The organism is Kosakonia beeri (genome assembly GCF_054165705.1).
In genome coordinates this window covers 3,111,340-3,137,684 of record NZ_CM135106.1, presented here as the reverse complement: position 1 = coordinate 3,137,684, position 26,345 = coordinate 3,111,340, and the positions used below count along the sequence as shown (strand labels likewise).

22 protein-coding genes are annotated in these 26,345 nt (G+C 53.2%); 10 read left to right on the top strand and 12 right to left on the bottom strand.

The annotated features are described in order from the left end of the window. Positions 1-249 precede the first annotated feature (249 nt). Together asnS and pncB are read right to left on the bottom strand one after the other, a co-directional pair. Complete coding sequence (asnS, locus tag ACUY4S_RS14930; protein ID WP_263097271.1) at positions 250-1,650, bottom strand: asparagine--tRNA ligase; 1,401 nt, start codon at positions 1,648-1,650, stop codon at positions 250-252. Positions 1,651-1,809: 159 nt separating this feature from the next. Next, positions 1,810-3,012 (bottom strand): nicotinate phosphoribosyltransferase, encoded by a 1,203-nt coding sequence (gene pncB / locus ACUY4S_RS14925; protein WP_312688630.1) that lies wholly within the window; start codon positions 3,010-3,012, stop codon positions 1,810-1,812. A 265-nt stretch (positions 3,013-3,277) separates the two neighbouring features. Here pncB and pepN point away from each other — a divergent pair, with 265 nt between their 5' ends. After that, positions 3,278-5,890 carry an aminopeptidase N gene (gene pepN / locus ACUY4S_RS14920; RefSeq protein ID WP_458021586.1) on the top strand — a complete coding sequence of 871 codons (2,613 nt, stop codon included), beginning with the start codon at positions 3,278-3,280 and terminating at the stop codon, positions 5,888-5,890. Positions 5,891-5,928: 38 nt separating this feature from the next. On the opposite strand, the gene ssuB is transcribed toward pepN, so the two are convergent. Genes ssuB through ssuE form a run of 5 tightly spaced genes read right to left on the bottom strand, consistent with a single transcriptional unit; the run spans position 5,929 to position 10,181 of the window. Further along, complete coding sequence (gene ssuB, locus ACUY4S_RS14915; protein WP_458021585.1) at positions 5,929-6,705, bottom strand: aliphatic sulfonates ABC transporter ATP-binding protein; 777 nt, start codon at positions 6,703-6,705, stop codon at positions 5,929-5,931. Further along, positions 6,702-7,490 carry an aliphatic sulfonate ABC transporter permease SsuC gene (ssuC, locus tag ACUY4S_RS14910; RefSeq protein ID WP_312688634.1) on the bottom strand — a complete coding sequence of 263 codons (789 nt, stop codon included), beginning with the start codon at positions 7,488-7,490 and terminating at the stop codon, positions 6,702-6,704. Before ssuC ends, ssuB begins: the two co-directional genes overlap by 4 nt. A gap of 9 nt (positions 7,491-7,499) precedes the next feature. Next, the gene (gene ssuD, locus ACUY4S_RS14905) at positions 7,500-8,645 is read right to left on the bottom strand and encodes an FMNH2-dependent alkanesulfonate monooxygenase (RefSeq protein ID WP_458021584.1); all 1,146 of its coding nucleotides are present in this window, start codon (positions 8,643-8,645) and stop codon (positions 7,500-7,502) included. Beyond that, positions 8,642-9,613 (bottom strand): sulfonate ABC transporter substrate-binding protein, encoded by a 972-nt coding sequence (locus tag ACUY4S_RS14900; RefSeq protein WP_312688637.1) that lies wholly within the window; start codon positions 9,611-9,613, stop codon positions 8,642-8,644. The genes ssuD and ACUY4S_RS14900 overlap by 4 nt, the downstream gene beginning before the upstream one ends. After that, the gene (ssuE, locus tag ACUY4S_RS14895; RefSeq protein ID WP_312688638.1) at positions 9,606-10,181 is read right to left on the bottom strand and encodes an NADPH-dependent FMN reductase; all 576 of its coding nucleotides are present in this window, start codon (positions 10,179-10,181) and stop codon (positions 9,606-9,608) included. The genes ACUY4S_RS14900 and ssuE overlap by 8 nt, the downstream gene beginning before the upstream one ends. 250 nt (positions 10,182-10,431) lie before the next feature. On the opposite strand from ssuE, the gene pyrD reads away from it, so the two are divergent. Together pyrD and zapC are read left to right on the top strand one after the other, a co-directional pair. Continuing rightward, complete coding sequence (gene pyrD, locus ACUY4S_RS14890) at positions 10,432-11,442, top strand: quinone-dependent dihydroorotate dehydrogenase (protein ID WP_458021583.1); 1,011 nt, start codon at positions 10,432-10,434, stop codon at positions 11,440-11,442. Between the two features lie 168 nt (positions 11,443-11,610). Then, complete coding sequence (gene zapC / locus ACUY4S_RS14885; protein ID WP_312688640.1) at positions 11,611-12,153, top strand: cell division protein ZapC; 543 nt, start codon at positions 11,611-11,613, stop codon at positions 12,151-12,153. On the opposite strand, the gene ACUY4S_RS14880 is transcribed toward zapC, so the two are convergent. Further along, positions 12,150-13,259 carry a YcbX family protein gene (locus ACUY4S_RS14880; protein WP_312688642.1) on the bottom strand — a complete coding sequence of 370 codons (1,110 nt, stop codon included), beginning with the start codon at positions 13,257-13,259 and terminating at the stop codon, positions 12,150-12,152. The two genes, zapC and ACUY4S_RS14880, sit on opposite strands and share 4 nt — an antisense overlap. 100 nt (positions 13,260-13,359) lie before the next feature. Here ACUY4S_RS14880 and rlmKL point away from each other — a divergent pair, with 100 nt between their 5' ends. The 6 genes from rlmKL (at position 13,360) to rmf (ending at position 21,290) form a co-directional block, all read left to right on the top strand. Continuing rightward, positions 13,360-15,468, top strand: a complete 2,109-nt coding sequence (rlmKL, locus tag ACUY4S_RS14875; RefSeq protein WP_458021582.1) for a bifunctional 23S rRNA (guanine(2069)-N(7))-methyltransferase RlmK/23S rRNA (guanine(2445)-N(2))-methyltransferase RlmL — start codon at positions 13,360-13,362, stop codon at positions 15,466-15,468. Between the two features lie 12 nt (positions 15,469-15,480). After that, a complete protein-coding gene (locus ACUY4S_RS14870) occupies positions 15,481-17,388 on the top strand; it encodes an ABC transporter ATP-binding protein (RefSeq protein WP_312688646.1) in 1,908 nt (635 codons plus the stop codon). Between the two features lie 11 nt (positions 17,389-17,399). Then, positions 17,400-18,668, top strand: a complete 1,269-nt coding sequence (pqiA, locus tag ACUY4S_RS14865; protein ID WP_458021581.1) for a membrane integrity-associated transporter subunit PqiA — start codon at positions 17,400-17,402, stop codon at positions 18,666-18,668. Continuing rightward, a complete protein-coding gene (pqiB, locus tag ACUY4S_RS14860) occupies positions 18,658-20,298 on the top strand; it encodes an intermembrane transport protein PqiB (RefSeq protein ID WP_312688650.1) in 1,641 nt (546 codons plus the stop codon). Before pqiA ends, pqiB begins: the two co-directional genes overlap by 11 nt. Beyond that, on the top strand, positions 20,295-20,867 hold the full coding sequence (pqiC, locus tag ACUY4S_RS14855; protein ID WP_312688652.1) for a membrane integrity-associated transporter subunit PqiC: 573 nt from the start codon (positions 20,295-20,297) through the stop codon (positions 20,865-20,867). Before pqiB ends, pqiC begins: the two co-directional genes overlap by 4 nt. A gap of 255 nt (positions 20,868-21,122) precedes the next feature. Beyond that, complete coding sequence (gene rmf / locus ACUY4S_RS14850) at positions 21,123-21,290, top strand: ribosome modulation factor (RefSeq protein WP_071889965.1); 168 nt, start codon at positions 21,123-21,125, stop codon at positions 21,288-21,290. A 69-nt stretch (positions 21,291-21,359) separates the two neighbouring features. Here the strand turns inward: rmf and fabA are convergent, their stop codons facing one another. Both fabA and ACUY4S_RS14840 read right to left on the bottom strand, forming a co-directional pair. Further along, positions 21,360-21,878, bottom strand: coding sequence for a bifunctional 3-hydroxydecanoyl-ACP dehydratase/trans-2-decenoyl-ACP isomerase (gene fabA / locus ACUY4S_RS14845; protein ID WP_312688655.1), 519 nt, complete (start codon positions 21,876-21,878; stop codon positions 21,360-21,362). Between the two features lie 69 nt (positions 21,879-21,947). Further along, entirely contained in the window at positions 21,948-23,708 is a 1,761-nt protein-coding gene (locus tag ACUY4S_RS14840; RefSeq protein ID WP_312688657.1) for an AAA family ATPase, read from the bottom strand. Positions 23,709-23,879: 171 nt separating this feature from the next. Between ACUY4S_RS14840 and matP the strand changes: the two genes are divergently transcribed. Continuing rightward, positions 23,880-24,332: a macrodomain Ter protein MatP gene (matP, locus tag ACUY4S_RS14835; RefSeq protein ID WP_312688659.1), complete on the top strand. Its 453-nt coding sequence runs from the start codon at positions 23,880-23,882 to the stop codon at positions 24,330-24,332. Positions 24,333-24,405: 73 nt separating this feature from the next. Here the strand turns inward: matP and ompA are convergent, their stop codons facing one another. Further along, on the bottom strand, positions 24,406-25,458 hold the full coding sequence (ompA, locus tag ACUY4S_RS14830; RefSeq protein WP_312688661.1) for a porin OmpA: 1,053 nt from the start codon (positions 25,456-25,458) through the stop codon (positions 24,406-24,408). A 367-nt stretch (positions 25,459-25,825) separates the two neighbouring features. Next, a complete protein-coding gene (gene sulA, locus ACUY4S_RS14825; protein ID WP_312688662.1) occupies positions 25,826-26,335 on the bottom strand; it encodes an SOS-induced cell division inhibitor SulA in 510 nt (169 codons plus the stop codon). Between the last annotated feature and the right edge of the window lie 10 nt (positions 26,336-26,345).

Below are 26,345 nucleotides of genomic sequence, written 5' to 3'. Positions count from 1 at the left end.
TTTTCTTATGACGACGTTTAGCCATCCAGATAGCCGTGTCTTTTTTAACCAAACGTGCGAACTTTTGCCTTTACGCCTTGCAATAATTTGCCATGTGAATTGTCTGTAAGAAGTATTTAGCGGGGAAATTTCAGGAGAAGCGGAAGGCGCAGCGCAGGTAAGTGTGTAAGGGTTTGAAGAGGGTGTTAGTGATTGTTACCAGCACTGGAATAAAAAAGGCCAGCGCGATGGCTGGCCTTTTGGCAAACATTAAAACGTTGCGCTGCGTGGTGTGCGCGGGAATGGGATCACGTCACGAACGTTCTGCACGCCGGTGACATAAGCGATAAGACGCTCAAAACCCAGTCCAAAACCGGCGTGCGGTACAGTGCCGTAGCGACGGAGGTCGCGATACCACCAGTAATCTTCTTTATTCAGACCCATTTCGGCCATACGGGCATCCAGCACATCCAGACGCTCTTCACGCTGCGATCCGCCGATGATTTCACCGATCCCCGGTGCCAGCACGTCCATTGCGGCAACAGTTTTACCGTCGTCGTTAAGGCGCATATAAAACGCTTTGATATCTTTCGGGTAGTTTTTCACCACTACCGGCGCTTTAAAGTGTTTTTCCGCCAGATAACGTTCATGTTCAGAAGCCAGATCGACGCCCCAATACACCGGGTTTTCGAAAGTCTCGCCGCATTTCTCGAGGATGGCTACCGCGTCGGTGTAATCCACCTGCGCAAAATCCGCTGCGATAAAGCGCTGCAGACGGCCAATAGCATCTTTGTCGACGCGCTCTTCAAAGAATTTGAGGTCGTCCATACGTTCGTCGAGGACGGCTTTAAAGGCATACTTCAGCATCGCTTCGGCCAGACGGGCGTTATCGTCCAGGTCGGCAAAAGCCACTTCCGGCTCCAGCATCCAGAACTCCGCCAGGTGGCGGCTGGTGTTGGAGTTCTCTGCACGGAACGTCGGGCCGAAGGTGTAGATTTTTGACAGGGCGCAGGCGTAAGTTTCGCCATTGAGCTGGCCTGATACAGTCAGGAAAGACTCTTTACCGAAAAAATCTTTGTCATAGTCCACTTTGCCTTCTGGCGTACGCGGCAGGTTTTCCATATCCAGCGTCGAAACGCGGAACATTTCACCAGCTCCTTCAGTATCGGAAGCGGTGATCAGCGGCGTGGAAACCCAGAAGAAACCCTGCTCATCGAAGAAACGGTGCAACGCCTGCGCCAGCGTATGACGAACGCGCGCAACGGCACCGATCAGGTTAGTTCGCGGACGCAAATGCGCGACTTCACGCAGATACTCAATGCTGTGGCGTTTCGCCGCCATCGGATAGGTATCCGGATCTTCAACCCAGCCAGTCACTTCAACGTGTGTGGCCTGAATTTCCAGGCTCTGGCCTTCACCCGGCGAAGCCACCACTTTACCGGTGACAATTACGGAACAGCCGGTGGTCAGACGCAGCACTTCGTCATTGTAATTGGGCAGAGAATTATTAATAACGGCCTGTACAGGATTAAAGCAGGAGCCGTCATAAACGGCGAGGAAGGAGATACCAGCTTTAGAATCTCGGCGGGTGCGCACCCATCCGCGTACGGTGACTTCGCTGTCAACGGCAACGCGGCTATGGAATACGTCGGCTACAGGCACAACGCTCATAATATTCTCTCTGTTAATAGTCGGAAAAAATAAACACTTGTCCGCCCGATAAGGGGGAATATCTATGTTACCTGGCATACGCCATCAGACAAGCAGAATTCGCAGGAACAATTAATAAATTGTCGGCAAAAAGAAGGGAGCCGTCTGGCTCCCCGATGATTAGCTGGCTTTTTTCACCTGCGGCAGGTCAAACGCTTTGCGCAGGGCGCGAACAAACGCCTTATCATGGCAGATGGTTTTGCCGGGGCTGTCCGATAATTTAGCCACCGGTTTGCCGTTACACTCGACCAGCTTAATCACAATATTCAGCGGCTTAACGTCAGGGATATCGCACGTTAAGCGGGTACCGATGCCGAAGCTGAGATTAACCCGTGATGAAAAGTGGCTGTAGAGATCCAGCGCTTTATTGAGATCGAGGTTGTCAGAGAACACCAACGTTTTGGACAGCGGATCGATACCCAGTTTTTCATAATGGGCGATGGCTTTTTCACCCCATTCCACCGGATCCCCTGAATCATGACGCAGCCCCTGATAACGGGTCGCGAATTCCGGGCCAAAGTCGCGTAAAAACGCATCCATCGTAATACAGTCGGTGAGCGCAATCCCTAACTGACCCGGATACTCTTCCAGCCAGGCCGCAAGGGCAGCACGCTGGCTGGTGGCAAGGCTTGGGCTGATTTGCTGATGCGCCTGGAACCACTCATGTGCCTGGGTGCCCATTGGCGTCAGGGAAAGACGGCGTGCCAGGTCGTAATTACTGGTACCAACAAACCAGGGTTCCTGTTGAAGGCGTTGCACAATGGCTTGCTGCACATCGCGTGAGAAACGACGACGGGTGCCGAAGTCCATCAGACGGAAGCCGGACATATCCAGCGCGGCGGTTCTTACAGCAAAATCCGCCAGCTTTTCTTCCAGATGCAGCAGAGCCTGCTGCACACCCATCTGTGGTGAGCGGCAACGGTGTACCACTTCACTGATCATCGCCAACAGCGGCACTTCCCACATAATCACTTCACGCCACGGGCCGGAAAGACGAATGTTGAGCTTGCCGTTGTCGTTGCTGATCGTGACCTGTTGCGGGTCGTAACGGAAGTTACGCAGCCAGTCGAGGTAATCAGATTTGAAGAAAGGGAGGCTGGACAGCCAGCGGAACTCGTCATCCTGCAAGCGCAAATGTTGCATGGCATCGACGTGTTCGCGGATCGCGTCAGCATAGATGCCGAGCAGGTCGTCGCCGCGACAGCGGAATTCTGCGGTTACGTGCACATCATAATAATGATGGAACACCGCCTGCTGCATATGCAACTTGTAAGCGTCGGTATCCAGCAGCGTTTGCAGACCAGGGAAAGCGAGTTGAGTCATGGCGCGCAGTAGCATCCTCTTACAGGAGCGTTTAGTACAATAAACAAAGCAGGTAAGTTGCTGGAGTATACCTTGTTTACCAATTTATTGAACCCCGATCACACCACATCGCACAGAATGGGTCGATGGCAGTTCGTGCCTCTTGTTGCATAAATGTAGCAAACAGAGCGTTTCCCTCTGAAAAGATGAAGATTCTGCGTGGCGCGTTTTACGCAACCGGAATAGACTGGAGTCGTAACCACACAGAAGATGCTAAAGGTTTTTTATGACACAACAGCCACAAGCTAAATACCGCCACGACTACCGTGCGCCGGATTACCTGATTAGCGATATTGACTTGACCTTTGATCTCGACGCTGCAAAAACCGTCGTCACTGCGGTGAGTAAAGTGTCACGCCATAGCGCCTCTCCTGTACCGCTGCGTCTGGATGGCGGCGATCTGACGCTGATTTCCATCCATGTTAACGACACTGCCTGGACCCACTATAAAGAAGAAGGCAACCAACTGGTGATCGACGGTCTGCCGGACCGCTTTACGCTACGCATCGTTAATGAGATCAGCCCGGCGGCGAATACTGCGCTGGAAGGGCTTTATCAGTCCGGTGAAGCACTGTGCACTCAGTGCGAAGCCGAAGGGTTCCGCCATATTACCTGGTATCTTGATCGCCCGGACGTGCTGGCGCGCTTTACGACCAAACTGATTGCGGACAAAACCCGCTATCCGTTCCTGCTGTCCAATGGTAACCGTGTCGACCAGGGCGAACTGGACAAGGGTCGACACTGGGTACAATGGCAGGATCCCTTCCCGAAACCCTGTTATCTGTTTGCGCTGGTGGCGGGGGATTTTGACGTTCTGCGCGACACCTTTACGACCCGCTCCGGGCGTGAAGTGGCGCTGGAGTTGTATGTCGATCGCGGTAACCTCGATCGCGCACCGTGGGCGATGACCTCGCTGAAAAATTCCATGAAATGGGACGAAGCGCGTTTTGGCCTGGAGTACGATCTCGACATTTATATGATCGTGGCTGTCGATTTCTTCAATATGGGGGCAATGGAGAATAAAGGGTTGAACATCTTCAACTCGAAATATGTTCTTGCCCGTACCGATACCGCCACCGACAAAGATTATCTCGATATCGAACGCGTGATCGGCCATGAATATTTCCATAACTGGACCGGTAACCGCGTGACCTGCCGCGACTGGTTCCAGCTCAGCCTGAAAGAGGGGCTCACCGTGTTCCGCGATCAGGAGTTCAGTTCTGATTTAGGGTCACGCGCGGTAAACCGCATTAACAATGTGCGCACCATGCGCGGCATGCAATTTGCGGAAGACGCCAGTCCGATGGCGCACCCGATCCGTCCGGATAAAGTTATCGAAATGAATAACTTCTATACCCTGACGGTGTACGAAAAAGGGGCTGAAGTGATCCGCATGCTGCATACCCTGCTTGGTGAAGAGAACTTCCAGAAAGGGATGCAGCTCTATTTTGAGCGTCATGATGGCAGCGCAGCGACCTGCGACGATTTTGTGCAGGCGATGGAGGATGCATCCAATATCGATCTGTCTCATTTCCGCCGCTGGTACAGTCAGGCAGGCACACCGATTGTCTCGGTGCAGGATGATTACAACCCGAACACCGAACAATACACCCTGACCATCAGCCAGCGCACCCCGCCAACGGCGGAGCAGCAGGAGAAGCTGCCGCTGCACATCCCGTTCGATATTGAACTGTACGATAACGAAGGCAAGGTGATCCCGTTGCAAAAAGGCGGGCATCCGGTGCATCACGTGCTGAATGTGACGCAGGCCGAACAGACGTTTGTGTTTGATAATGTCTACTTCCAGCCGGTACCGTCGTTGCTGCGTGAATTCTCTGCGCCGGTAAAACTGGAATATAAATGGAGCGATCAACAACTGACCTTCTTAATGCGCCATGCCAGCAATGACTTCTCACGCTGGGATGCGGCGCAAAGCCTGCTGGCGACGCACATTAAACTCAATGTGGCGCGTCAGCAGCAGGGGCAGGCGCTGTCGCTTCCTTTGCATGTGGCGGATGCCTTCCGCGCGATCCTGTTGGATGAAACCATCGATCCGGCCCTGGCGGCGGAGATCCTGACTTTGCCTTCGGCGAATGAAATTGCCGAACTGTTTGAGGTGATTGATCCGCTGGCAATTGCCACGGTGCGCGAAGCGCTGACCCGCACGCTGGCGACCGAACTGGCTGATGAGTTCCTTGCCGTGTATAACGCACATAAACTCGACAGCTATCAGGTTGAGCATGCAGATATTGGCAAACGTGCATTGCGTAACACTTGCCTGCGTTATATCGCCTTTGGCGATGCACAACTGGGCGACAAACTGGTCAGTAAGCAGTATCACGACGCCGATAATATGACCGATGCGCTGGCAGCTCTGTCTGCAGCCGTGGCGGCGCAATTGCCTTGCCGCGATACGCTGATGCAGGAGTACGACGACAAATGGCATCATGACGGTCTGGTGATGGACAAGTGGTTTATTTTGCAGGCAACCAGTCCGGCAGATAACGTACTGGAGACGGTGCGTGGATTGCTGAAACACCGTTCGTTTACGCTGAGCAACCCGAACCGTATTCGTTCGCTGATTGGCGCCTTTGCCGGCAGTAACCCGGCGGCGTTTCATGCGCTGGACGGCAGCGGTTATCAGTTCCTGACTGAGATGCTGACTGAGCTGAACAGCCGCAACCCACAGGTGGCCTCGCGCCTGATTGAGCCGCTGATCCGCCTGAAACGCTATGATGCCAAACGTCAGGCAATGATGCGTGCGGCGCTGGAGCAGTTAAAAGCGTTGCCGAACCTCTCTGGCGATTTGTACGAAAAAGTCAGTAAGGCACTGGCGTAACAAAGAAGAGGGGCGCTGTTCGCGCCCCTTTTTGTCGATCAGGCCTGGCGGGTTCGCGGTACCACCGTGTTTTCCGATCCGCTGCGCTTCATTACCCGGTTCAACACTTCCTCTTCCAGTTCCGCCAGCCGTACCGATCCCAGACGACGCGGTCGCGGAAGATCAATACTCAAGTCCAGGCCAATTTTGCCTTCTTCTATTAATAAAACGCGATCGGCCATGGCAACCGCTTCATTTACATCGTGCGTCACCAGCACCACCGTGAATCCCTGTTCCTGCCACAGTTGTGTGATCAGCGCCTGCATCTCCAGGCGGGTTAACGCATCCAGCGCACCAAGCGGTTCATCCAGCAGCAGCAGCCCCGGTTTGTGCACCAGCGCACGCGCCAGCGCCACACGCTGTTTCTGCCCGCCAGAGAGCGCCGCAGGCCACTCCGATGCGCGCTGTTTCAGCCCGACAGACTGCAGCGCCTGCTGTGCCGCGTTGCGCCAGGGCCCTTTTAATCCCAGCCCGACATTATCGATAACCGACTTCCACGGCAGCAGCCGCGCATCCTGAAACATCATGCGCGTGTCGCTCTGAATGCTGGCCAGTGGCGTTGTGCCCGCCAGCAGTTCGCCGCGGTTTGGTGATTCGAGCCCCGCCAGCAAGCGCAGCAGGGTGCTTTTGCCGCCACCGCTGCGACCGACCACCGCAACAAACTGCCCGGTGGCGATATGCAGATCAAGCCCATTCAACACCGGTTTATCGCCATAGTGTTTGCTTACGCCACTCAGTAACAGCGGGATCCCCTGATTCAGCTTTGCCGTATTCATGCGTTTGCCTCCTTCCCATGATAAGCGGGGTGCCAGCGCAGCCACAGGCGTTCCAGCAACTGCGCGCTGACATCGGCGAGTTTGCCGAGCAGGGCATAAAGGATGATCGCGACCACCACCACATCGGTTTGTAGAAATTCACGGGCGTTCATCGCCAGGTAACCGATACCGGCATTGGCTGAGATGGTTTCCGCCACAATCAGCGTGAGCCACATCAGGCCGAGGGCGAAGCGCACACCCACCATAATGGAAGGGAGTGCACCGGGCAGGATCACATGGGCGAACAGCGCAAAACCGGACAAACCATAACTGCGCGCCATTTCGACCAGTCCGGGATCAATGTTGCGAATGCCGTGCCAGGTATTGATATAGATCGGGAAAAGCGTACCGAGCGCGACGAGAAAAATTTTGGCACTCTCGTCAATGCCAAACCACAAGATCACCAGCGGGATCAGCGCAAGATGCGGTACGTTACGCAGCATTTGGATGGAGGTATCCAGCAAACGTTCGCCCCAGCGAGACAAACCGCTGATCAAACCCAGCGCCAGACCGATACTGCCACCAATGGAAAAGCCGATAGCCGCACGCCAGGAACTGATGGCCAGGTGCTGCCACAGTTCGCCGCTGGCACTCAGGGTCCAGAACGCTTCCAGCACCCCTTCGGGCGAGGGGAGAATACGCGTAGACAGCCAGCCTGCTGATGAGGCAATTTGCCAGATAATCACAATCCCGGTTGGCAACAGCCAAGGCGCAATGCGCAACAGCGTTTTGTTCTGTGCAGCCATCTGTGCTCCTTAGCTCTGCGCCACTTTTCGTGGAATAAATTCATTCGCCACTGTCTCGCCCTGTAATTGCAATGGCTGAGGCTGCGGGATCTGCGGGATGGCGACATCAAGGTGAGGGAACAGTAATTCACCTACGCGGTACGCCTCTTCAAGATGCGGATAACCGGAAAGAATAAAACTGTCGATACCCAGCGCGGCATATTCGTTAATCCGCGCCGCTACGGTTGGCCCGTCGCCGACGAGCGCCGTTCCTGCGCCGCCGCGTACTAACCCGACGCCTGCCCACAGATTCGGACTGATTTCCAAATCGCTACGCCGACCTTTATGCAGGGCGGCCATCCGCTGCTGGCCAACCGAATCCTGCCGGGCGAAGGCGGCCTGGGCCGTTGCAATCGTCTCGTCATCAAGATGAGAAATCAGACGATCTGCGGCCTGCCAGGCTTCGGCATTGGTTTCGCGCACAATAATATGCAGACGGATGCCAAAACGCACTTTACGTCCGTGTGCTGCTGCTTTTGCGCGGACCTGGTCAATCTTCTCTTTCACCGCTCCAGGGGGCTCACCCCAGGTGAGATAAAGATCGACTTGCTCTGCCGCAAGATCCTGCGCCACATCCGATGAGCCACCGAAATAGAGCGGAGGCCGCGGTTGTTGAACCGGCGGGAAAAACAGCTTTGCGCCACGTACATGGACATGTTTGCCCTCAAAATCCACCGTTTCCCCTTCCAGCAGTCGGCGCCAGACATGTGTGAATTCCGACGACACTTCGTAACGCTCGGTATGGTTCAGAAACACACCATCGCCTGCCAGCTCCTGCGGATCGCTACCAGTGACCAGGTTAAACAGCGCGCGACCATTAGAGAGACGATCCAGCGTGGCGGCCTGGCGTGCGGCCACGGTGACTGATGTAACGCTTGGGCGTAGAGCGACGAGGAATTTAAGGCGCTGCGTAACCGGGATCAAAGACGCGGCCACCAGCCAGGCGTCTTCACAGGATCGCCCGGTCGGGATCAGCACGCCGCTAAATCCCAGCCTGTCCGCCGCCTGGGCGATTTGCTGCAAATAGGCTTGATCAACAGGCCGGGAGCCGTGGTCAGTGCCCAAATAATGACCATCACCATGGGTGGGTAAAAACCAGAACAGATTCAGGCTCATAACTTCGCTCCTTGTTGAGTTGGCTGCCAGATGCGGGTGCGAATATCGACTTTTTTCGGTAACAGATGGTTGTCGTAGAAAAGATCGGCTGTCTGCTGTTGTAACGCTGCCGTGGCCTCGTTGACAGGTACAATTTTGGTCGGCGGACGGTGATCAAAATAGGTGGCAATGACGGGTTGCGGTAATCCCATAGTTTTTGCCAGCAGCGCGACACTTTCATCACGGTGACTAAGGGTGAGGGCATCCGCTTCGCTAAAGGTGTCCAGTACGCCCTGAATAAAGGCACCGTTTTTTTCTGCATAGGGGCGGGCAGATAAATAGAAGGAGCCGGTCTGTTTCAGCGTGGATCCATCTTTTAATACTCGCACACCACCTTGTAATAGGGCGGCGGAGTAGTACGGATCCCAGATTGCCCAGGCATCGACATTCCCTTGCTGGAATGCCGCGCGGGCATCTGCTGGCGTCAGAAACACGGGTTGTATGTCAGTAAATTTCAGCCCGGCCTGTTGCAGCGCGCGCAGCAGCAAATTATGGGAGCTGGAGCCTTTTTGTAACGCCACTTTATGGCCTTTTAACTCACCGACGGTTTTGATAGCACTGTTTTCTGCCACCAGGATCACTTCGGCTTTTGGTTTCGGCGGCTCAACGCCAACGTAGACTAAATCGGCACCCGCCGCCTGCGCAAAGATCGGCGGGATATCGCCCGTGCTGCCGATATCAATACTGCCGACGTTAAGCGCTTCCAGCATTTGCGGGCCGGCCGGGAACTCGACCCAGGAAATTTTGGTGTTCGGGTAGCGTTTTTCCAGTAAGCCATGGCTTTTAGCCAGCACCATACTGACGCTGCCCTTTTGGTAGCCAATGCGTAATGCCTCTGGCGCAGGTTCTGCCGCCTGTGTCCAGGTCGCCACCGTCAATAATCCGCTCAGTGTCAGCCAGCGGGCGGGATGATTAAAAAATTTAAACATGAGCCACTCCCTGTGGTCGGTGAAAGTCAGGGGCCTGAATATCGCGGCGGTGCAGCGCCTGCCAGAACGTTTCCAGTGCGCTGTCCAGCCGGATTTGCAGGTTGGGGCTCAGGCCGGGTTTGTGTTGATAATCCAGCACCTGGCTGTCGTCGGCGAAGACGCCGTGCAGGATCTCCTGGGCTTTTAGCGCACTGAGCACTGGCTTGAGTGCGTAATCAACCGCCAGCATATGTGCCACCGTACCGCCCGTGGCCAGAGGCAGCACCACTTTGCCTTCCAGCGCGCGTTCGGGCAGTAAATCCAGCAATGTCTTCAGCGCGCCGGAAAACGAAGCCTTATAGATAGGGGTGGCGACGATCAAACCGTCGGCCTCTTTCAATTGCTCAATCAACGTTTTTAACGCCGGGCTGTCGAAGCGGGCATAAAGCAAATCTTCAGGCGCGAAGTTATGCAGGTGCCAGTGGCACACGTCGATATCCTGAGCACTCAAATGCTCGCGGGCATATTCCAGCAATGCGCTGGAGCGGGAAGGGAAGCGCGGGCTTCCGGCAAGGGTGACAACGCGCATAAAAGCTCCTTATAACCAATTGTTTGCTTTTAGGTAACATTCATAACAATTGATGTCAGTGTGACAGAGCCGATTTATTCCACTAAATGCTTTATTTGAAGAAAAAATGCTAAAAATTGCATAAAGAGAAAGCAGGCAGGGAAACGATTGCGCCCAAAGACGCTTTTTTTTGCCGCAGGTCAATTCCAATTGCCGGGGGTTTCGCAGATAATACGCCCCCGGTTTGCACACCGGGAATCCAGGAGAGTTCATGTACTATCCCTTCGTTCGTAAAGCCCTTTTCCAGCTCGATCCTGAGCGCGCTCATGAATTAACATTTCAGCAATTACGCCGTGTGACCGGCACGCCGCTTGAGGCGCTGGTGCGTCAGCGTGTACCGGAAAAACCGGTTCAATGCATGGGGCTGACCTTCAAAAATCCGCTGGGACTGGCGGCAGGTCTGGATAAAAATGGCGAATGCATTGATGCACTCGGCGCGATGGGGTTTGGCTCCATTGAGATCGGCACGGTAACGCCACGCCCGCAACCGGGAAATGATAAACCGCGGATCTTCCGTCTGGTTGCTGCCGAAGGCTTGATCAACCGCATGGGCTTTAATAATCTCGGCGTGGATAACCTGGTCGAGAATGTTAAAAAAGCCCACTTTGATGGTGTACTGGGCATTAATATTGGCAAAAATAAAGATACACCTGTCGAGCAGGGAAAAGATGACTACCTGATTTGCATGGAAAAAATCTATGCCTATGCGGGTTATATCGCTATCAATATCTCCTCGCCGAACACGCCGGGGCTACGTACCCTACAATATGGCGAAGCGCTGGATGATCTCCTGACCGCGATTAAAAATAAGCAAAGCGATTTGCAAAACATCCATCATAAATATGTTCCGGTGGCGGTGAAGATCGCGCCGGATCTTTCTGAAGAAGAATTGATCCAGGTGGCCGACAGTTTAGTTCGTCACAATATTGATGGTGTGATCGCCACCAATACCACACTGGAAAGATCGCTCGTTCAGGGAATGAAACATTGTGATGAAACCGGTGGTTTAAGTGGACGTCCACTGCAATTAAAAAGTACTGAAATAATCCGTCGTCTGTCGCAGGAATTAAATGGCCGCTTGCCGATTATTGGCGTTGGCGGTATCGACTCGGTTATCGCTGCGCGCGAGAAAGTTGCTGCAGGCGCAACGCTGGTACAAATCTATTCTGGTTTTATTTTTAAAGGCCCACCGCTGATTAAAGAAATCGTCACCCATATCTAATCTTTTTTTCCTTACTGAACCACCAGGGCTTTATTTCCAGCCCTGGTTGTTTTATATTCCGTCACTGTTGCTAATTTAAACATTATAGTCTTTTATTATTGGGTAATAACCGAGGCGGCAGAACAGGATGAAAAAGTAACAGGATGTTTAAGGGACGGGGGGAGAAAAATGCGAATTAAGCCTGACGATAATTGGCGTTGGTATTTTGATGACGAGCATGATCGAATGATGCTCGACTTAGCCAATGGCATGTTATTTCGTTCCCGCTTTGCCCGTAAGATGCTGACGCCCGATGCTTTTTCGCCATCCGGTTTTTGTGTTGATGACGCCGCGCTCTATTTCTCTTTCGACGAAAAATGCCGCGATTTAGATTTATCTCATGAGCAGCGAGCGGAACTGGTGCTCAATGCGCTGGTAGCGATTCGTTTTTTGAAACCGCAAATGCCAAAAAGCTGGCATTTCACTGCGCACGGTGATCTCTGGTCGCCTGTCATCGGTGAAGGTGCCTGCGTCTGGCTGAGCGATACGCAAGAGTGCGTAAATCTGCTGGTGGTTGAGACAGGCGAAAATGCTGCGCTCTGCCTGCTGGCGCAGCCGTGCGTGGTGATCGCCGGACGCACGATGCAGCTCGGCGATGCGATTAAAATCATGAATGATCGCCTGAGACCGCAAACGCATGCCAGCAGCCTGCGCTATGAGCAGGCTGTTTAAGCCTCCAGCCGAAGCGCTGTTTTAGGTATACAGCTACAGCAGAGAATTGAACCGTCTCCGGCGATGGCCGATTTTTTCATGGCGCTGACTTCACCTTCCACCAGACGTATGCGACAGCAACCGCAAATCCCCGCCCGGCAGGAATAAGGCACGCGAATCCCCTGGTTTTCCAGTTGCTCCAGCAATACCTGCTGATTATTGCCGCGGAAAGTCTGCCCCTGCCAGTTAATTTCTACCGTGTTGGTCGGCTGTATATCCGTTTCTAACGCCTCTTCCACTTCACCGGCACCGTAAAGCTTCGCCGGTGCGGTCGCCAGTACCACGACCTCGTCACCGACACGGATCACCCCACTATTACGGGCAATTAAATTCTGACCGAAATTCACATCACCCGTATCTTGTGCAGTGCGGAATCTCTGCAATGTCGCCAGGGGTTCACCAGAAGGATGTTTCTGGCCACGCTCCGGGCTGACCGTAGTGAAAACACAACGGCTGCAGGGCTTCACCACATCAAACACCACATCACCCACCCGCAGCACTTTCCAGCTATCTTCTTCCCAGGGCTGTGCGCCTGTTACCACCAGGTTGGGGCGAAACTGCTCCATTTTCACGCTGGCCGGGCACCGGTTCTGTAAATCACGCAGTGAGGCTTCGTTGGTCAGCAAATAGGGGAAACCGTCGGCGAAGGATAAGGGCACCGCTTCATGCCGCTTGACCCGGCGGGTCAGGGTTGCGCCCACCCAACGTAGCTGTACATCACGAGCAAAAAAGCCGCTAAGCCACTGGTTAATCGCCGCCGGCGCGATCAGAGCGGTGAAATGGTTCCCCCAAACTTCCGTTGGCGAGGCTTCAGGAGCGAAGTCGCCAAAGCGGATCAGCGCGCTGCTGCCGTCGGGGGCGGTCAGATGCAGCCCATCGGTGAGCGGCGACGGCGTAAAGCGCACCATCTGCGGAAACTGCCGGGCAGTCATAAAGGTGCCATCGGGCTGGGTAATCATAAAAACGCGGTCAAAGGCAAGGCCGCTGATGTCGGCAAAAGCATGCGTCAGGCCAATACCGCGCATGGATTTCACCGGATGGATAAAAAGACGTGAGAGAGTCGGCACGTCTTACCCCCTGTCAGACGAAAATTAGCCCTCAACTTTATGACATGAACGCCAGATTAGCTATAATGCGCAACAATTTTCGTTGAGTATAAGTGACATTATGATTTCTCTGTTTGCCAGTACGGCCCGCGGGCTGGAAGAGCTGTTAAAAACTGAACTGGAAAAACTCGGTGCCGTCGAGTGCCGTGTGGTTCAGGGTGGTGTCCATTTTGAAGGTGACACGCGGCTCCTGTACCAGAGCCTGATGTGGAGTCGTCTGGCTTCGCGTATTATGCTGCCGCTCGGTGAGTGTAAGGTTTACAGCGACCTTGACCTCTACCTTGGCGTGCATGCGATCCCGTGGACAGAGATTTTCAATCCTGGCGCGACCTTTGCCGTCCATTTTAGCGGGCTGAATGAAGAAATTCGCAACAGCCAGTACGGTGCATTGAAAGTAAAAGACGCGATTGTCGATAGCTTTACCCGCCAAAACTTGCCGCGTCCAAACGTCGAGCGCGACATGCCGGATCTGCGCATTAACGTGTGGTTGAATCAGGAAACGGCCAATATCTCGCTGGATCTGAGCGGTGAAGGTCTGCATTTACGTGGTTATCGCGATCGTACCGGTATTGCGCCGATCAAAGAGAATCTCGCAGCCGCTATTGTCATGCGTTCTGGCTGGCAGCCGGGGACGCCGCTGCTGGATCCCATGTGTGGTTCCGGCACTTTGTTGATCGAAGCTGCGATGGCTGCAACCGACCGGGCTCCGGGGCTGCATCGCGGTCATTGGGGTTTTGGCGGTTGGGCGCTGCACGACGACGCCATCTGGAAAGAGGTTAAAGCCGAAGCGCAAACCCGTGCGCGCGAAGGGATCGCGGCTTACCCATCGCGCTTCTACGGTTCTGACATTGACGCGCGGGTGATTGAACGTGCCCGTAGCAATGCCCGTCGCGCCGGCGTGGGCGAACTGATCGCTTTTGAAGCAAAAGACGTGGCGCAGTTAACTAACCCGCTGCCGAAAGGCCCATACGGTACGATTATCAGCAACCCGCCCTACGGTGAACGTCTTGAAAGCGAGCCGGCGTTGATTGCGCTCCATAGCTTGCTGGGGCGGTTGCTGAAAGCGCAATTTGGCGGCTGGAATCTGTCGCTGTTCAGCGCTTCTGTCGATTTACTTAATTGTCTGCAGCTGCGCGCTGAGCGGCAGTTTAAAGCTAAGAATGGCCCGCTGGACTGTGTGCAGAAAAACTACCATCTGGCCGAAAATACGGGTGAAGCAAAGGCCCCGGCGATGGCGGAAGATTATGCAAACCGCCTGCGCAAGAACGTGAAAAAGCTGGAGAAATGGGCGCGTCAGGAGGGGATCGAATGCTATCGCCTGTACGATGCCGATCTGCCGGATTATAACGTGGCAGTGGATCGCTATGCGGATTGGGTGGTGGTGCAGGAGTACGCCGCGCCGAAAACCATTGATGCGCAGAAAGCGCGCCAGCGTCTGTTTGATATTATTGCTGCCACGATCCATGTGCTGGGGATCGCGCCAAATAAACTGGTGTTGAAAACCCGCGAACGGCAGAAAGGCAACAATCAGTATCAGAAGATGAATGAGAAGGGCGACTTTATGGAAGTGAGCGAATATAACGCTCGCCTGTGGGTTAACCTGACAGATTATCTGGATACGGGTCTGTTCCTCGATCACCGCATTGCGCGTCGCATGTTGGGGCAGATGAGTAAAGGCAAAGATTTCCTCAACCTGTTCTCTTACACCGGTAGCGCCACCGTGCATGCTGGTCTGGGCGGCGCCCGTTCCACCACGACGGTAGATATGTCCCGCACCTATCTCGAATGGGCTGAACGTAACCTGCGTCTGAATGGCCTGAGCGGCCGTGCGCATCGCCTGATCCAGGCCGATTGCCTTGGCTGGCTGCGCGAGACGGATGAACAGTTTGACCTGATCTTTATCGATCCGCCGACCTTCTCTAACTCGAAGCGTATGGAAGACTCCTTTGATGTGCAGCGCGATCATATGCGTTTGATGGAAGATCTCCAGCGTCTGCTGCGCAAGGGCGGTACCATTATGTTCTCCAATAACAAACGCGGTTTCCGTATGGATCTCGACGGGCTGGCGAAACTGGGTCTGAAGGCACAAGAAATTACCCAAAAAACGCAGTCGCAGGATTTCGCCCGTAACCGTCAAATCCATAACTGCTGGCTGATTACCGCAGCCTGAAAGGAAAAGTAAATGTCATTAATCAGTATGCATGGCGCATGGCTGTCATTCAGCGACGCGCCGCTTCTCGATAATGCCGAACTGCATATCGAAGAAAACGAGCGCGTCTGCCTGGTCGGCCGTAACGGTGCCGGTAAATCCACGCTGATGAAAATCCTTAACCGGGAAGTAAACCTGGATGATGGTCGCATCGTTTATGAGCAGGATTTAGTGGTGGCGCGTCTGCAACAGGATCCGCCGCGCGATGTCACAGGCAGCGTCTACGATTTTGTTGCCGAAGGGATTGAAGAACAGGCCGAGTACCTCAAGCGTTACCACGATGTTTCGCACCTGGTGATGACCGACCCCAGCGATAAAAACCTGGCTGAACTGGCGCGTGTCCAGGAGTTACTGGATCACCACGGCCTGTGGCAGCTGGAAAACCGGATCAATGAGGTTCTGGCGCAATTGGGGCTGACGGCGGATATGTCGTTGTCGGCACTGTCCGGGGGCTGGTTGCGTAAAGCCGCATTAGGGCGCGCGTTGGTCAGCGGCCCGCGGGTACTGCTGCTCGATGAGCCGACCAACCACCTTGATATCGAAACCATCGACTGGCTGGAAGGGTTCCTGAAATCGTTTGGTGGCACCATCATTTTTATTTCGCATGACCGTTCCTTTATTCGCAATATGGCAACGCGCATTGTCGATCTCGATCGCGGCAAACTGGTTTCTTATCCGGGGGATTACGATCAATATCTGTTGGATAAAGAAGAAGCCCTTCGCGTGGAAGATCTGCAAAACGCTGAGTTTGATCGCAAACTGGCGCAGGAAGAGGTGTGGATCCGTCAGGGCATTAAAGCGCGTCGTACCCGTAACGAAGGCCGCGTGCGCGCTCTGAAGGCTATGCGCCGTGAACGCAGCGAGCGCCGCGAAGTGATGGGTAGTGCAAAAATGCAGGTGGAGGAAGCGTCCCGCTCCGGCAAAATCGTCTTTGAGATGGAAAACGTTAACTATGCCGTTGACGGGAAAACGCTGGTTCGCGACTTTTCGACTCAGGTTCAGCGTGGTGACAAAATTGCACTGATTGGCCCGAACGGCTGCGGTAAAACCACACTGCTGAAGCTGATGCTTGATCAACTGAAAGCAGATAGTGGCCGCGTGCATGTGGGTACCAAACTGGAAGTCGCCTATTTCGACCAGCACCGTGCCGAGCTGGATCCGGAAAGAACCGTCATGGACAACCTCGCGGAAGGTAAACAGGAGGTGATGGTCAACGGTAAGCCGCGCCATATCCTTGGTTATCTGCAGGACTTCTTGTTCCATCCGAAACGGGCAATGACGCCAGTGCGCGCGCTTTCTGGTGGGGAACGTAACCGACTGCTTTTGGCGCGTTTGTTCCTGAAGCCCAGCAACCTGTTGATCCTCGATGAACCGACCAACGACCTTGATGTCGAGACCCTGGAGTTGCTGGAAGAGCTGATCGACAGCTACCAGGGCACTGTTCTGCTGGTGAGCCACGATCGTCAGTTTGTGGACAACACGGTGACGGAGTGCTGGATTTTCGAGGGAGAAGGGCGGATTGGTCAGTATGTAGGCGGTTATCACGATGCGCGCGGGCAGCAATCTGCTTCCCAGGCGCAGAAGCAGGCCGCGGTGAAAAAAAATACGGAAACGCCGGTTGCCAAAGCAGAAACTGTCAAACGAAGCGCCAACAAACTAAGCTATAACCTGCAGCGTGAGCTGGAACAGTTGCCCCAGAAGCTGGAACAGCTGGAAGCTGAACTGGAATCGCTGCAGGCCCAGGTGGCGGATGCCGCGTTCTTTAGCCAGCCTCATGATCATACGCAAAAAGTTCTGGCTGATATGGCTTCGGCGGAGCAGGCGCTGGAAACAGCGTTTGAACGCTGGGAGTATCTGGAGGCTTTGAAAAACGGCGCATAAAGGGAGTCAGTATGTGTGAACATCACCACGCTACCCGTCACATTCTTTGTTCACAATGTGACTTGCTGGTTGCGTTGCCGTCGCTGGAACATGGTCATAAAGCCACTTGTCCTCGCTGCGGCACCACACTGACGACCGAGTGGGACGCGCCGAGGCAGCGTCCCACTGCTTATGCTATTGTCGCGCTATTCATGTTGCTGCTCTCCAATCTGTTTCCTTTCATCAATATGAAGGTCGCGGGCGTCACCAGTGAAGTCACACTGCTTGAGATCCCCGGCGTAATGTTTTCGGAAGATTACGCCAGCCTTGGCACGTTTTTTCTGCTGTTTGTCCAACTGGTGCCAGCTTTCTGCCTGATCACCATCCTGCTGCTGGTCAACCGCGTTACGATGGATTTTCGCCTGAAAATCGCGCTGGCGAGGATCCTGTTTCAGCTGAAAAGTTGGGGGATGGCTGAAATCTTTCTTGCTGGCGTGCTGGTGAGCTTTGTGAAATTGATGGCTTATGGCGATGTCGGCATTGGCAGTAGTTTTATTCCCTGGTGCCTGTTCTGTCTGCTGCAATTGCGTGCGTTTCAGTCTGTTGACCGCCACTGGCTGTGGGATGACATTGCTCCGGCGCCGGTTGTACAACAAACATTGCATGTGGGCGTCCCGGGCATTCGTCAGGGGCTGCGTTCATGCCCGTGCTGCACAGCGATTGTGGCGGCGGATGATCCCGTTTGCCCACGTTGCCATACGCGCGGGCGTGTGCGGCGTAAAAATAGCCTCCAGTGGACCATGGCATTACTGGCCACCGCCGTTCTGCTCTATCTTCCCGCTAATATTTTGCCGATTATGGTGACGGATCTGTTAGGCGATCGCATGCCCTCGACGATCCTCGCCGGCGTGATTTTGCTCTGGAGCGAAGGCTCCTACCCCGTGGCGTTGGTGATCTTTATTGCCAGTATTATGGTGCCGACCCTAAAAATGATTGGCATCGCCTGGTTATGCATTGATGCGAAGGGGCACGGCAGACGCGATTGTGAAAGGATGCACCTGATTTATGAAGTGGTTGAGTTTGTCGGGCGTTGGTCAATGATCGACGTGTTTGTTATCGCAGTACTGTCTGCGCTGGTGCGTATGGGCGGATTGATGAATATCTATCCTGCGATGGGGGCGATTATGTTTGCACTGGTCGTTATTATCACGATGTTTGCGGCAATGACTTTTGATCCGCGTTTAAGCTGGGATCGCGCGCCAAAAACGCACCATGAGGAGTCGTTAAAGCATGGAGAATAAGAGTGGGGAGGCCAAGGTGCAGAAGGTAAGAAACTGGTCGCCGGTATGGATTTTCCCGATCGTCACCGCCCTGATTGGCGCCTGGATCCTGTTTTATCATTACAGCCATCAGGGGCCGGAAGTGACGCTGATCACCACCAATGCAGAGGGCATTGTTGGCGGAAAGACTACCATTAAAAGTCGTAGCGTGGATGTTGGCGTGGTGGAGAGCACCACCCTGACCGATGATTTAACCCATGTTGAAATTAAAGCGCGACTCAATTCCGGGATGGAAAAGCTGCTGCATAATGATTCGGTCTTCTGGGTCGTGAAACCGCAAGTGGGGCGCGAAGGCATCAGTGGGCTGGGAACGCTGCTTTCCGGCGCGTATATCGAACTTCAGCCGGGAGTAAAAGGAAACAAGCCGGAACAGTATAATTTACTGGATTCTCCGCCGCTGGCACCGCCAGACGCTAAAGGCATCCGGGTGATCCTCGACAGTAGCAAGGCCGGGCAACTGACCGCTGGCGATCCTGTTCTGTTCCGTGGCTATCGCGTTGGTTCTGTCGAAACCAGCACGTTCGATACGCAAAAACGCACTATGAGCTATCAGCTCTTTATTAATGCGCCAAATGACCGGCTGGTGACGAGCAATGTGCGTTTCTGGAAAGATAGCGGCATTGCCGTGGATCTCACGTCGGCCGGCATGCGGGTTGAGATGGGGTCGCTGGCCACGTTGTTCGGCGGCGGCGTGAGTTTTGATGTACCGGAGGGCGTCGATCTTGGTCAGCCGGTGGCGGAGAATACGGCCTTCACGCTGTATGACGATCAGCGCAGCATCCAGGAGTCGCTCTATACCGATCATATCGACTACCTGATGTTCTTCAAAGACTCCATCCGCGGCCTGCAGCCAGGAGCACCCGTTGAGTTCCGCGGTATTCGTCTGGGTACCGTCAGTAAGGTTCCATTCTTCACTAAAGGTATGCGGCAGGCGTTGAATGATGACTATCGCATTCCGATCCTCGTGCGCATTGAGCCAGGGCGCTTGATTAACCAGCTCGGTGAAGATCCCGATATGAGCGCGCATCTTAATGAATTGCTAAAACGCGGCCTGCGCGGCTCTCTGAAGACCGGCAATATTGTTACCGGCGCACTGTATGTCGATCTCGATTTCTACAACAACGTGCCTGCCATCAATGGCATGCATGAATTTGCTGGTTATCAGATCATCCCTACGGTGAGCGGTGGTTTAGCGCAGATCCAGCAGCGCCTGATGGACACGCTGGATAAAATTAATAATCTGCCGCTGAATCCGATGATCCAACAAGCAACCAGTACTTTGTCGGAGAGTCAGCAGACGCTTAAACGCTTGCAAACGACGCTGGATAATTTGAACAAGATAACGGCCAGTCAGTCGATGCAGCAACTGCCTGCAGATATGCAAAGCACTCTGCGCGAGCTAAACCGCAGTATGCAAGGCTTCCAGCCCGGTTCAGCGGCTTATAACAAAATGGTGGCGGATATGCAGCGTCTTGACCAGGTTCTGAGAGAGCTTCAACCAGTGCTAAAAACCCTCAACGATAAGAGCAATGCGCTGGTGTTCGAAGCGAAAGGGAAAGACGATCCGCAGCCAAAGAGGGCGAAACAATGAAAAAATACATTCTGACCGGCATTGTCTTGCTGCTGACGGCGTGCAATAGCGGTAGCGATAATAAACGCTACTACCAGCTTCCCTCGCCAACGCAAACTGCGGTACAGACCAGCACAGGGCAGGCACAGGGAAGCCGCCAGCTGTGGGTTGAGCAGGTTTCCGTACCGGATTATCTGGCGGGCAACGGGGTGGTTTACCAAACCACCGATGTGCAGTTCGTTATCGCCAATAATAATCTGTGGGCCAGCCCGCTTGATCAACAGCTACGCAATACGCTGGTGGCAAACCTCAGTAACCAGCTACCGGGTTGGGTTGTGGCGTCGCAACCGCTGGGTAGCGAGCAGGATACGCTGAATGTCACTGTAACGGGCTTTCATGGGCGCTATGACGGGCGGGTTATTATCAGCGGCGAGTGGTTACTCAAGCATCAAGGGAAGCTGGTGAAACGGCCATTTCATATTGAGCTCAAGCAGCAGCAGGATGGTTACGATGATATGGTGAAAATGCTGGCGCAGGGGTGGCAGCAGGAAGCCGCCAGTATCGCGACGGAAATACAACGTCTGCCATAACGAAATATAATGGTTTACAGACCGCCAGAAGCGTAAGCCCTGGCGGTTTTTTTTATCTCTTTTGCCTCAGAACGTTACTTGTACTCGATCACATTTCTTGTACAAATGAACCATCGAATAGTTCACATTTATGACACTGGCGTGAATTTTGCGCATTGACGGCAAAGTCGATTCAAGGTATTCGTAACCTGTGGTTGCACATTTAGTGACCACTGTTTTCTTTTCCACCAGATCAAATAATGAGGGAAACGAGGCATGAAGAGACAAAAACGAGATCGCCTGGAACGGGCACATCAACGTGGTTATCAGGCTGGTATTACTGGACGCCCGAAAGAAATGTGTCCGTACCAAACCCTGAATCAAAGGTCCGAGTGGCTGGGAGGCTGGCGGCAAGCCATGGAGGACAGGGCCGTAATTGCCTGATCTGTCTCTTTAAAAAAGAAACCTCCGCATTGCGGAGGTTTCGCCTGTACAGGGTAGTGAAACCCAATATCAGAATGCAGACGTGTCCTGGAACAGACCGACTTTCAAATCATTTGCGGTATAAATAACGCGACCATCCACCAGCACTTCACCGTCAGCCAGACCCATGATCAAACGGCGGTTAACAATGCGCTTGAAGTGGATACGGTAGGTAACGAGTTTCGCGGTCGGCAGGATTTGACCGGTAAATTTGACTTCACCTACGCCCAGCGCACGGCCTTTACCTTCGCCACCCAACCAGCCCAGATAGAAACCAACCAGCTGCCACATTGCGTCCAGACCCAGACAGCCTGGCATCACAGGATCGCCAATGAAATGGCAGCCAAAGAACCACAGGTCCGGGTTGATATCCAGTTCAGCTTCAACATAGCCTTTATCAAAGTTACCGCCGGTCTCAGACATTTTGACCACACGGTCCATCATCAGCATGCTAGGGGCCGGCAGTTGCGGGCCTTTTTCACCAAACAGTTCGCCGCGACCAGAGGCAAGAAGATCTTCTTTTGTATAGGATTCGCGTTTATCTACCATGTTCTCAGTAAGCCTTATTTGTAGTTTCGGACGCAGGATAGCTAACACGTGTACGCTGAACAAGTCCGATCAGTTTTGACTAAACCAATTTAACCAGCGAAGCGGCCACGGAAAACGATGACGAGCATCTTGTTGCATCGCCTGGGCGATACGTTCCTGGATGGCTTGCTTAAGGTTATTCTGCCCTTCAGCATCCCATGACAGGCCAGTTAATAAGGGTAGTGCATCCGTCACGTCATCGACCGCCCAAATGAAAAATTGCTTCGCCTCCATGGCATCCAGCAGACTTTGTGGCAGGGATAAGTGACGGACATTCGCCGCAGGAATAATGACACCTTGTTCACCCGTCAACCCACGTTGCTGGCAGATGGCGAAAAAGCCTTCGATTTTCTCGTTCAGTCCGCCTACAGGTTGCGCACGACCAAATTGATCCACGGAACCGGTAATCGCCAGGTTTTGATTCAGTGGCACTTCAGCTAACGCGCTGATCAATGCACATAATTCAGCCATGGAGGCACTGTCACCGTCTACTTCACTGTAAGATTGTTCAAACGTGAGTGAAGCTGAGAAGGGGAGTTGCTGTTCTAAATCCAGCTCAGCCATCAAAAAGGCCTGCATGATCATCATGCCTTTGGCGTGGATATTGCCGCCGAGTTCTGCTTTACGCTCAATGTCATTGAATTCGCCGTCGCCCGTGTGGACAACGCACGTAATGCGCGAGGGCTCGCCGAAGGCACGCGGATGACCAGGAAACTCAATGACCGACAGCGCATTTATCTGACCAATACGTTCACCTTCAGTTTCGATCAGGATCTGCTCAAGTAAGATCTCATCCTGCATACGCTCGGCCAGGAAGCCTTCCCGCCATTCACGCTGTGCAAGCATGGTCTGAAGTTCTTCACCACTAAACGTCTCGCTGGTTGACATAGCGGCAACTTCGCGCAGTTGCCGCATAAGCCACAATGGGCACAGGGGCAGTGTTTCCTGATCGCCCGTATAGCGAACCGCTTCACGTATAAGCGTCTTCCATGCATCCGTTGCCGGGCAGGGAAGCTGTGCGCAGTGCGCGGTTTGCTCAACCCAGCGGCGCCATACTGCCATCGTTTCAGCATCGGCAATCTGCAATGTTTCTTCGTATTCGCTGTAAATGGCCTGCGAAGCGAGTTCTGGTTCCATCTCCTGGAACTCAGCCAGAGAATCGCGTTCACCGATAAGGATGACCTTCAGATCCAGCGGCATCGATGGAACGATTACCGGCAATGGCCGTGACTCGTCAAACGAGACCCAGTCGAAACGACGACGAGTGATCATGCTTTTCAGACGCATCCACAACAGCGGCTGGGCTAACAGAGTGCGCAACGAAATCACCAGGATGCCGCCATTTGCCTGATGTACCAGACCAGGTTGCAGTGTGATTTCATGGTTAAACTGACGCAGGCAACCGAACAATTGCTCTGCTTCCACCCAGTCAGCAATGACGACCCGCTGATGACCCACGAAATTAGCCGTCGGATCTTCAGTAGTTTCAAAGCGGATTTCTGCGCCATTGATATGATATTGACCGCCTGTTAGCGGGCGCGCTTCAGCGCTCATTTCATCGGCAGCGTTAGCGATAAGCTCGAGATATTCGGCTTCTTCTGGCGCTTTGGCTAATAAAAAGCGCGACGTTGCCAGCGGATAAAGCAACTGCTCCAGCGCGTACTGTAATCGGGGTTGCGTATCGGCCAGTGAAAAGTCGGTGCCTTGCGCCAGCTCAGACGATTCAAATATTTCCTGATAGCTATCGGTATCAGGAATTACGTCGTTCCATTCGAGTTTTGTAATGGTCAAAGTCGTTTTTTTAGTTGGGTGTAAAAGCGGGGATTATACCGTAAACACCGGTACAGCACACGGATTACCCGACGCAACCACGGTCACGATCCAACGTGGATGATTTCTTTTCAGCAGAGCCGCAAAAAACTGATATTCTGAACTGAGTTACACGGTAACGTTGAGATCGCAATGAAATATCAACAACTGGAAAATCTCGAAAGCGGCTGGAAATGGAAGTATCTGGTGAAGAAGCATCGTGAAGGGGAATTAATCACGCGCTATATAGAAGCCAGTGCTGCTAAAGAAGCAGTCGATGTATTGTTGACCCTTGAAAATGAGCCGGTACAGGTTAATAGCTGGATAGTGCAGCACATGAATCCCGCGCTGCTCAACAAGATGAAACAAACCATCCGGGCCAGGCGCAAGCGGCATTTTAATGCTGAACATCAGCACACGCGTAAGAAATCCATCGATCTGGAATTTGTTGTCTGGCAACGGCTTGCCGGGCTTGCGCAGAGGCGCGGGAAAACATTATCAGAAACGATTGTACAGCTGATAGAAGATGCGGAGCATAAAGAGAAATATGCCAGCCAGATGTCGACGCTAAAGCACGATCTACAGGCATTATTAGGCAAAGAATGACGCGTGCTGTTTGTTTTACAAATAGCAGGCAATAAAAAACCCCGCTCACAGGCGGGGTTTTTTAGACGGAAACTTAAGCCTGAGGCTGAGTTACCACGTCTTTGCTGCCACGAACTTCGATCTCAACACGACGATCCGGAGCCAGGCAGTCGATCAGCGCAGCGCGCGGTTTCACGTTGTCACAGGTATTGCCAGTAACCGGCTGGGATTTGCCCATACCACGTGCGGAAACTTTGTTCGCCGGGATACCTTTAGATACCAGGTAATCAACAACGGACTGAGCGCGTTTTTCAGACAGACCCTGGTTGTAAGCGTCAGAACCGATACGGTCGGTGAAGCCCAGAACCACTACGGAACCGTCTTTCGGATCCAGGTTGCTCAGCTGGCTGTACAGCTGATCCAGCGCCTGCTGACCTTCCGGTTTCAGGGTAGCTTTGTTGAAGTTGAACAGAACGTCAGACTTCAGAGTGAAGTGCTTGGTCTGTACTTCCGGAGCCGGAGCCGGAGCCGGAGCTGCTACAACCGGTGCAGCATCTTCTTGCTGGCCGAAACGGTAGGAAACACCAACGCTCAGCAGACCGTTATCCGGACGTCCACCAACGGTATTTGCATCACCGATGTTGTTAGTCCACTGGTATTCCAGACGGGTAGCGATGTCGCGGGTAACTGCCCACTCAACACCACCAGCGAATACTGGGGAAACACCGGTGTCGTGATCTTTGAAACCTGCGTTGTTCTGAGCGTCTGCACGCCATACCATACCACCCAGACGGGTGTACAGATCCAGGTCATCAGTAATCGGGTAACCCAGTTTAGCGGTCAGCTGAACGCCCTGAGCTTTAAAAGCACCGTTTACGGTATCGCCTTTGTACGGCATACGGCCTAACCAGTCGTAGCCCATTTCAAAGCCAACGTACGGGTTAACCTGATAACCACCGAACGCACCAGCACCTAATTGGCTTTCGTGAGTCGGGCCATCGTTAGGGATCTGGTTGTTACCAACATCGTGGAACTGAGACCAGCCCAGTTTAGCACCTGTATACCAGGTGTTATCTTTCGGAGCGGCCTGCGCTACGGTAGCGAAGCCAGCCAGTGCCACTGCAATCGCGATAGCTGTCTTTTTCATTTTTTGCGCCTCGTTATCATCCAAAAATCGCCATGGGAATCTCTCAGAGAAGCCACGGTTAAATCCTTCACCGGGGGCATTGCTCATTTATAACTCAGCAGATATCTTTACCGATATCCTTGGCTTATGCCGAGCACCCCTAGCGATGTAAAGTCTACAACGTAGTTAGAAACTTACAAGTGTGAAGTCCGTCAGGCATATGAAAAAAAAGGCTTTGTGTACACATTATTTAACATTTCTGACTAAGCTTTAGTCGATATGATTTACCCGCAAAGCAGGCTGGACGAGCTTTGTCGCTGTATTTGACAGAGAAAAGGTACAAGCCAACTATTAATAAAAAATATCCTGGGATAAATCTTAAATTTACTCAATGATACAAATTTGAGTGAATTTTTATCCCCGATAGCTGTCTCGGAGCCAAAGGATCATGACGAACGGGACGCATTACGAAACCAATAGCGTTACCTTCTTCTGCGGCCATTGCCAGACGCCGGTGTTCTTCTTCCGTTAATTCTTCAGCATGCCAGCCAATTACAACACTATAATTACCGGTGCGTAATGCGCGAATCATCGATTCCAGAGTAACGTCAGGCGATAGCTGATTAAGTTGCATAACCTTCGTTAGGGGAAGACCTGCAGCTTGTACCCAATCGCGGCTTAACTTTTGTTGGGGTGTTAACCACAATTGCCAGCGTGATTGTTGGCCCAACTGCTGCAGTAAAGGAAGCAAAAGAAGTTGCGTCATCATGGGCTGGTCTTCGCGATAGACCACTTCGCTAATCAACCCTGTCGTGACGCTGGTGGGTTCAACACGCTTAACGGTGCTGAGTGCGGAAGCGAATGTTGTTGAACGATTAGCATAACCAGAAGTGTACATAATCAATCCA

Bases quoted from the DNA above. Each gene is read 5' to 3' on its own strand.
- asnS (WP_263097271.1), bottom strand. From the start codon at position 1,650: ATGAGCGTTGTGCCTGTAGCCGACGTATTCCATAGCCGCGTTGCCGTT.
- pncB (WP_312688630.1), bottom strand. From the start codon at position 3,012: ATGACTCAACTCGCTTTCCCTGGTCTGCAAACGCTGCTGGATACCGAC.
- pepN (WP_458021586.1), top strand. From the start codon at position 3,278: ATGACACAACAGCCACAAGCTAAATACCGCCACGACTACCGTGCGCCG.
- ssuB (WP_458021585.1), bottom strand. From the start codon at position 6,705: ATGAATACGGCAAAGCTGAATCAGGGGATCCCGCTGTTACTGAGTGGC.
- ssuC (WP_312688634.1), bottom strand. From the start codon at position 7,490: ATGGCTGCACAGAACAAAACGCTGTTGCGCATTGCGCCTTGGCTGTTG.
- ssuD (WP_458021584.1), bottom strand. From the start codon at position 8,645: ATGAGCCTGAATCTGTTCTGGTTTTTACCCACCCATGGTGATGGTCAT.
- ACUY4S_RS14900 (WP_312688637.1), bottom strand. From the start codon at position 9,613: ATGTTTAAATTTTTTAATCATCCCGCCCGCTGGCTGACACTGAGCGGA.
- ssuE (WP_312688638.1), bottom strand. From the start codon at position 10,181: ATGCGCGTTGTCACCCTTGCCGGAAGCCCGCGCTTCCCTTCCCGCTCC.
- pyrD (WP_458021583.1), top strand. From the start codon at position 10,432: ATGTACTATCCCTTCGTTCGTAAAGCCCTTTTCCAGCTCGATCCTGAG.
- zapC (WP_312688640.1), top strand. From the start codon at position 11,611: ATGCGAATTAAGCCTGACGATAATTGGCGTTGGTATTTTGATGACGAG.
- rlmKL (WP_458021582.1), top strand. From the start codon at position 13,360: ATGATTTCTCTGTTTGCCAGTACGGCCCGCGGGCTGGAAGAGCTGTTA.
- ACUY4S_RS14870 (WP_312688646.1), top strand. From the start codon at position 15,481: ATGTCATTAATCAGTATGCATGGCGCATGGCTGTCATTCAGCGACGCG.
- pqiA (WP_458021581.1), top strand. From the start codon at position 17,400: ATGTGTGAACATCACCACGCTACCCGTCACATTCTTTGTTCACAATGT.
- pqiB (WP_312688650.1), top strand. From the start codon at position 18,658: ATGGAGAATAAGAGTGGGGAGGCCAAGGTGCAGAAGGTAAGAAACTGG.
- pqiC (WP_312688652.1), top strand. From the start codon at position 20,295: ATGAAAAAATACATTCTGACCGGCATTGTCTTGCTGCTGACGGCGTGC.
- rmf (WP_071889965.1), top strand. From the start codon at position 21,123: ATGAAGAGACAAAAACGAGATCGCCTGGAACGGGCACATCAACGTGGT.
- fabA (WP_312688655.1), bottom strand. From the start codon at position 21,878: ATGGTAGATAAACGCGAATCCTATACAAAAGAAGATCTTCTTGCCTCT.
- matP (WP_312688659.1), top strand. From the start codon at position 23,880: ATGAAATATCAACAACTGGAAAATCTCGAAAGCGGCTGGAAATGGAAG.
- ompA (WP_312688661.1), bottom strand. From the start codon at position 25,458: ATGAAAAAGACAGCTATCGCGATTGCAGTGGCACTGGCTGGCTTCGCT.
- sulA (WP_312688662.1), bottom strand. From the start codon at position 26,335: ATGTACACTTCTGGTTATGCTAATCGTTCAACAACATTCGCTTCCGCA.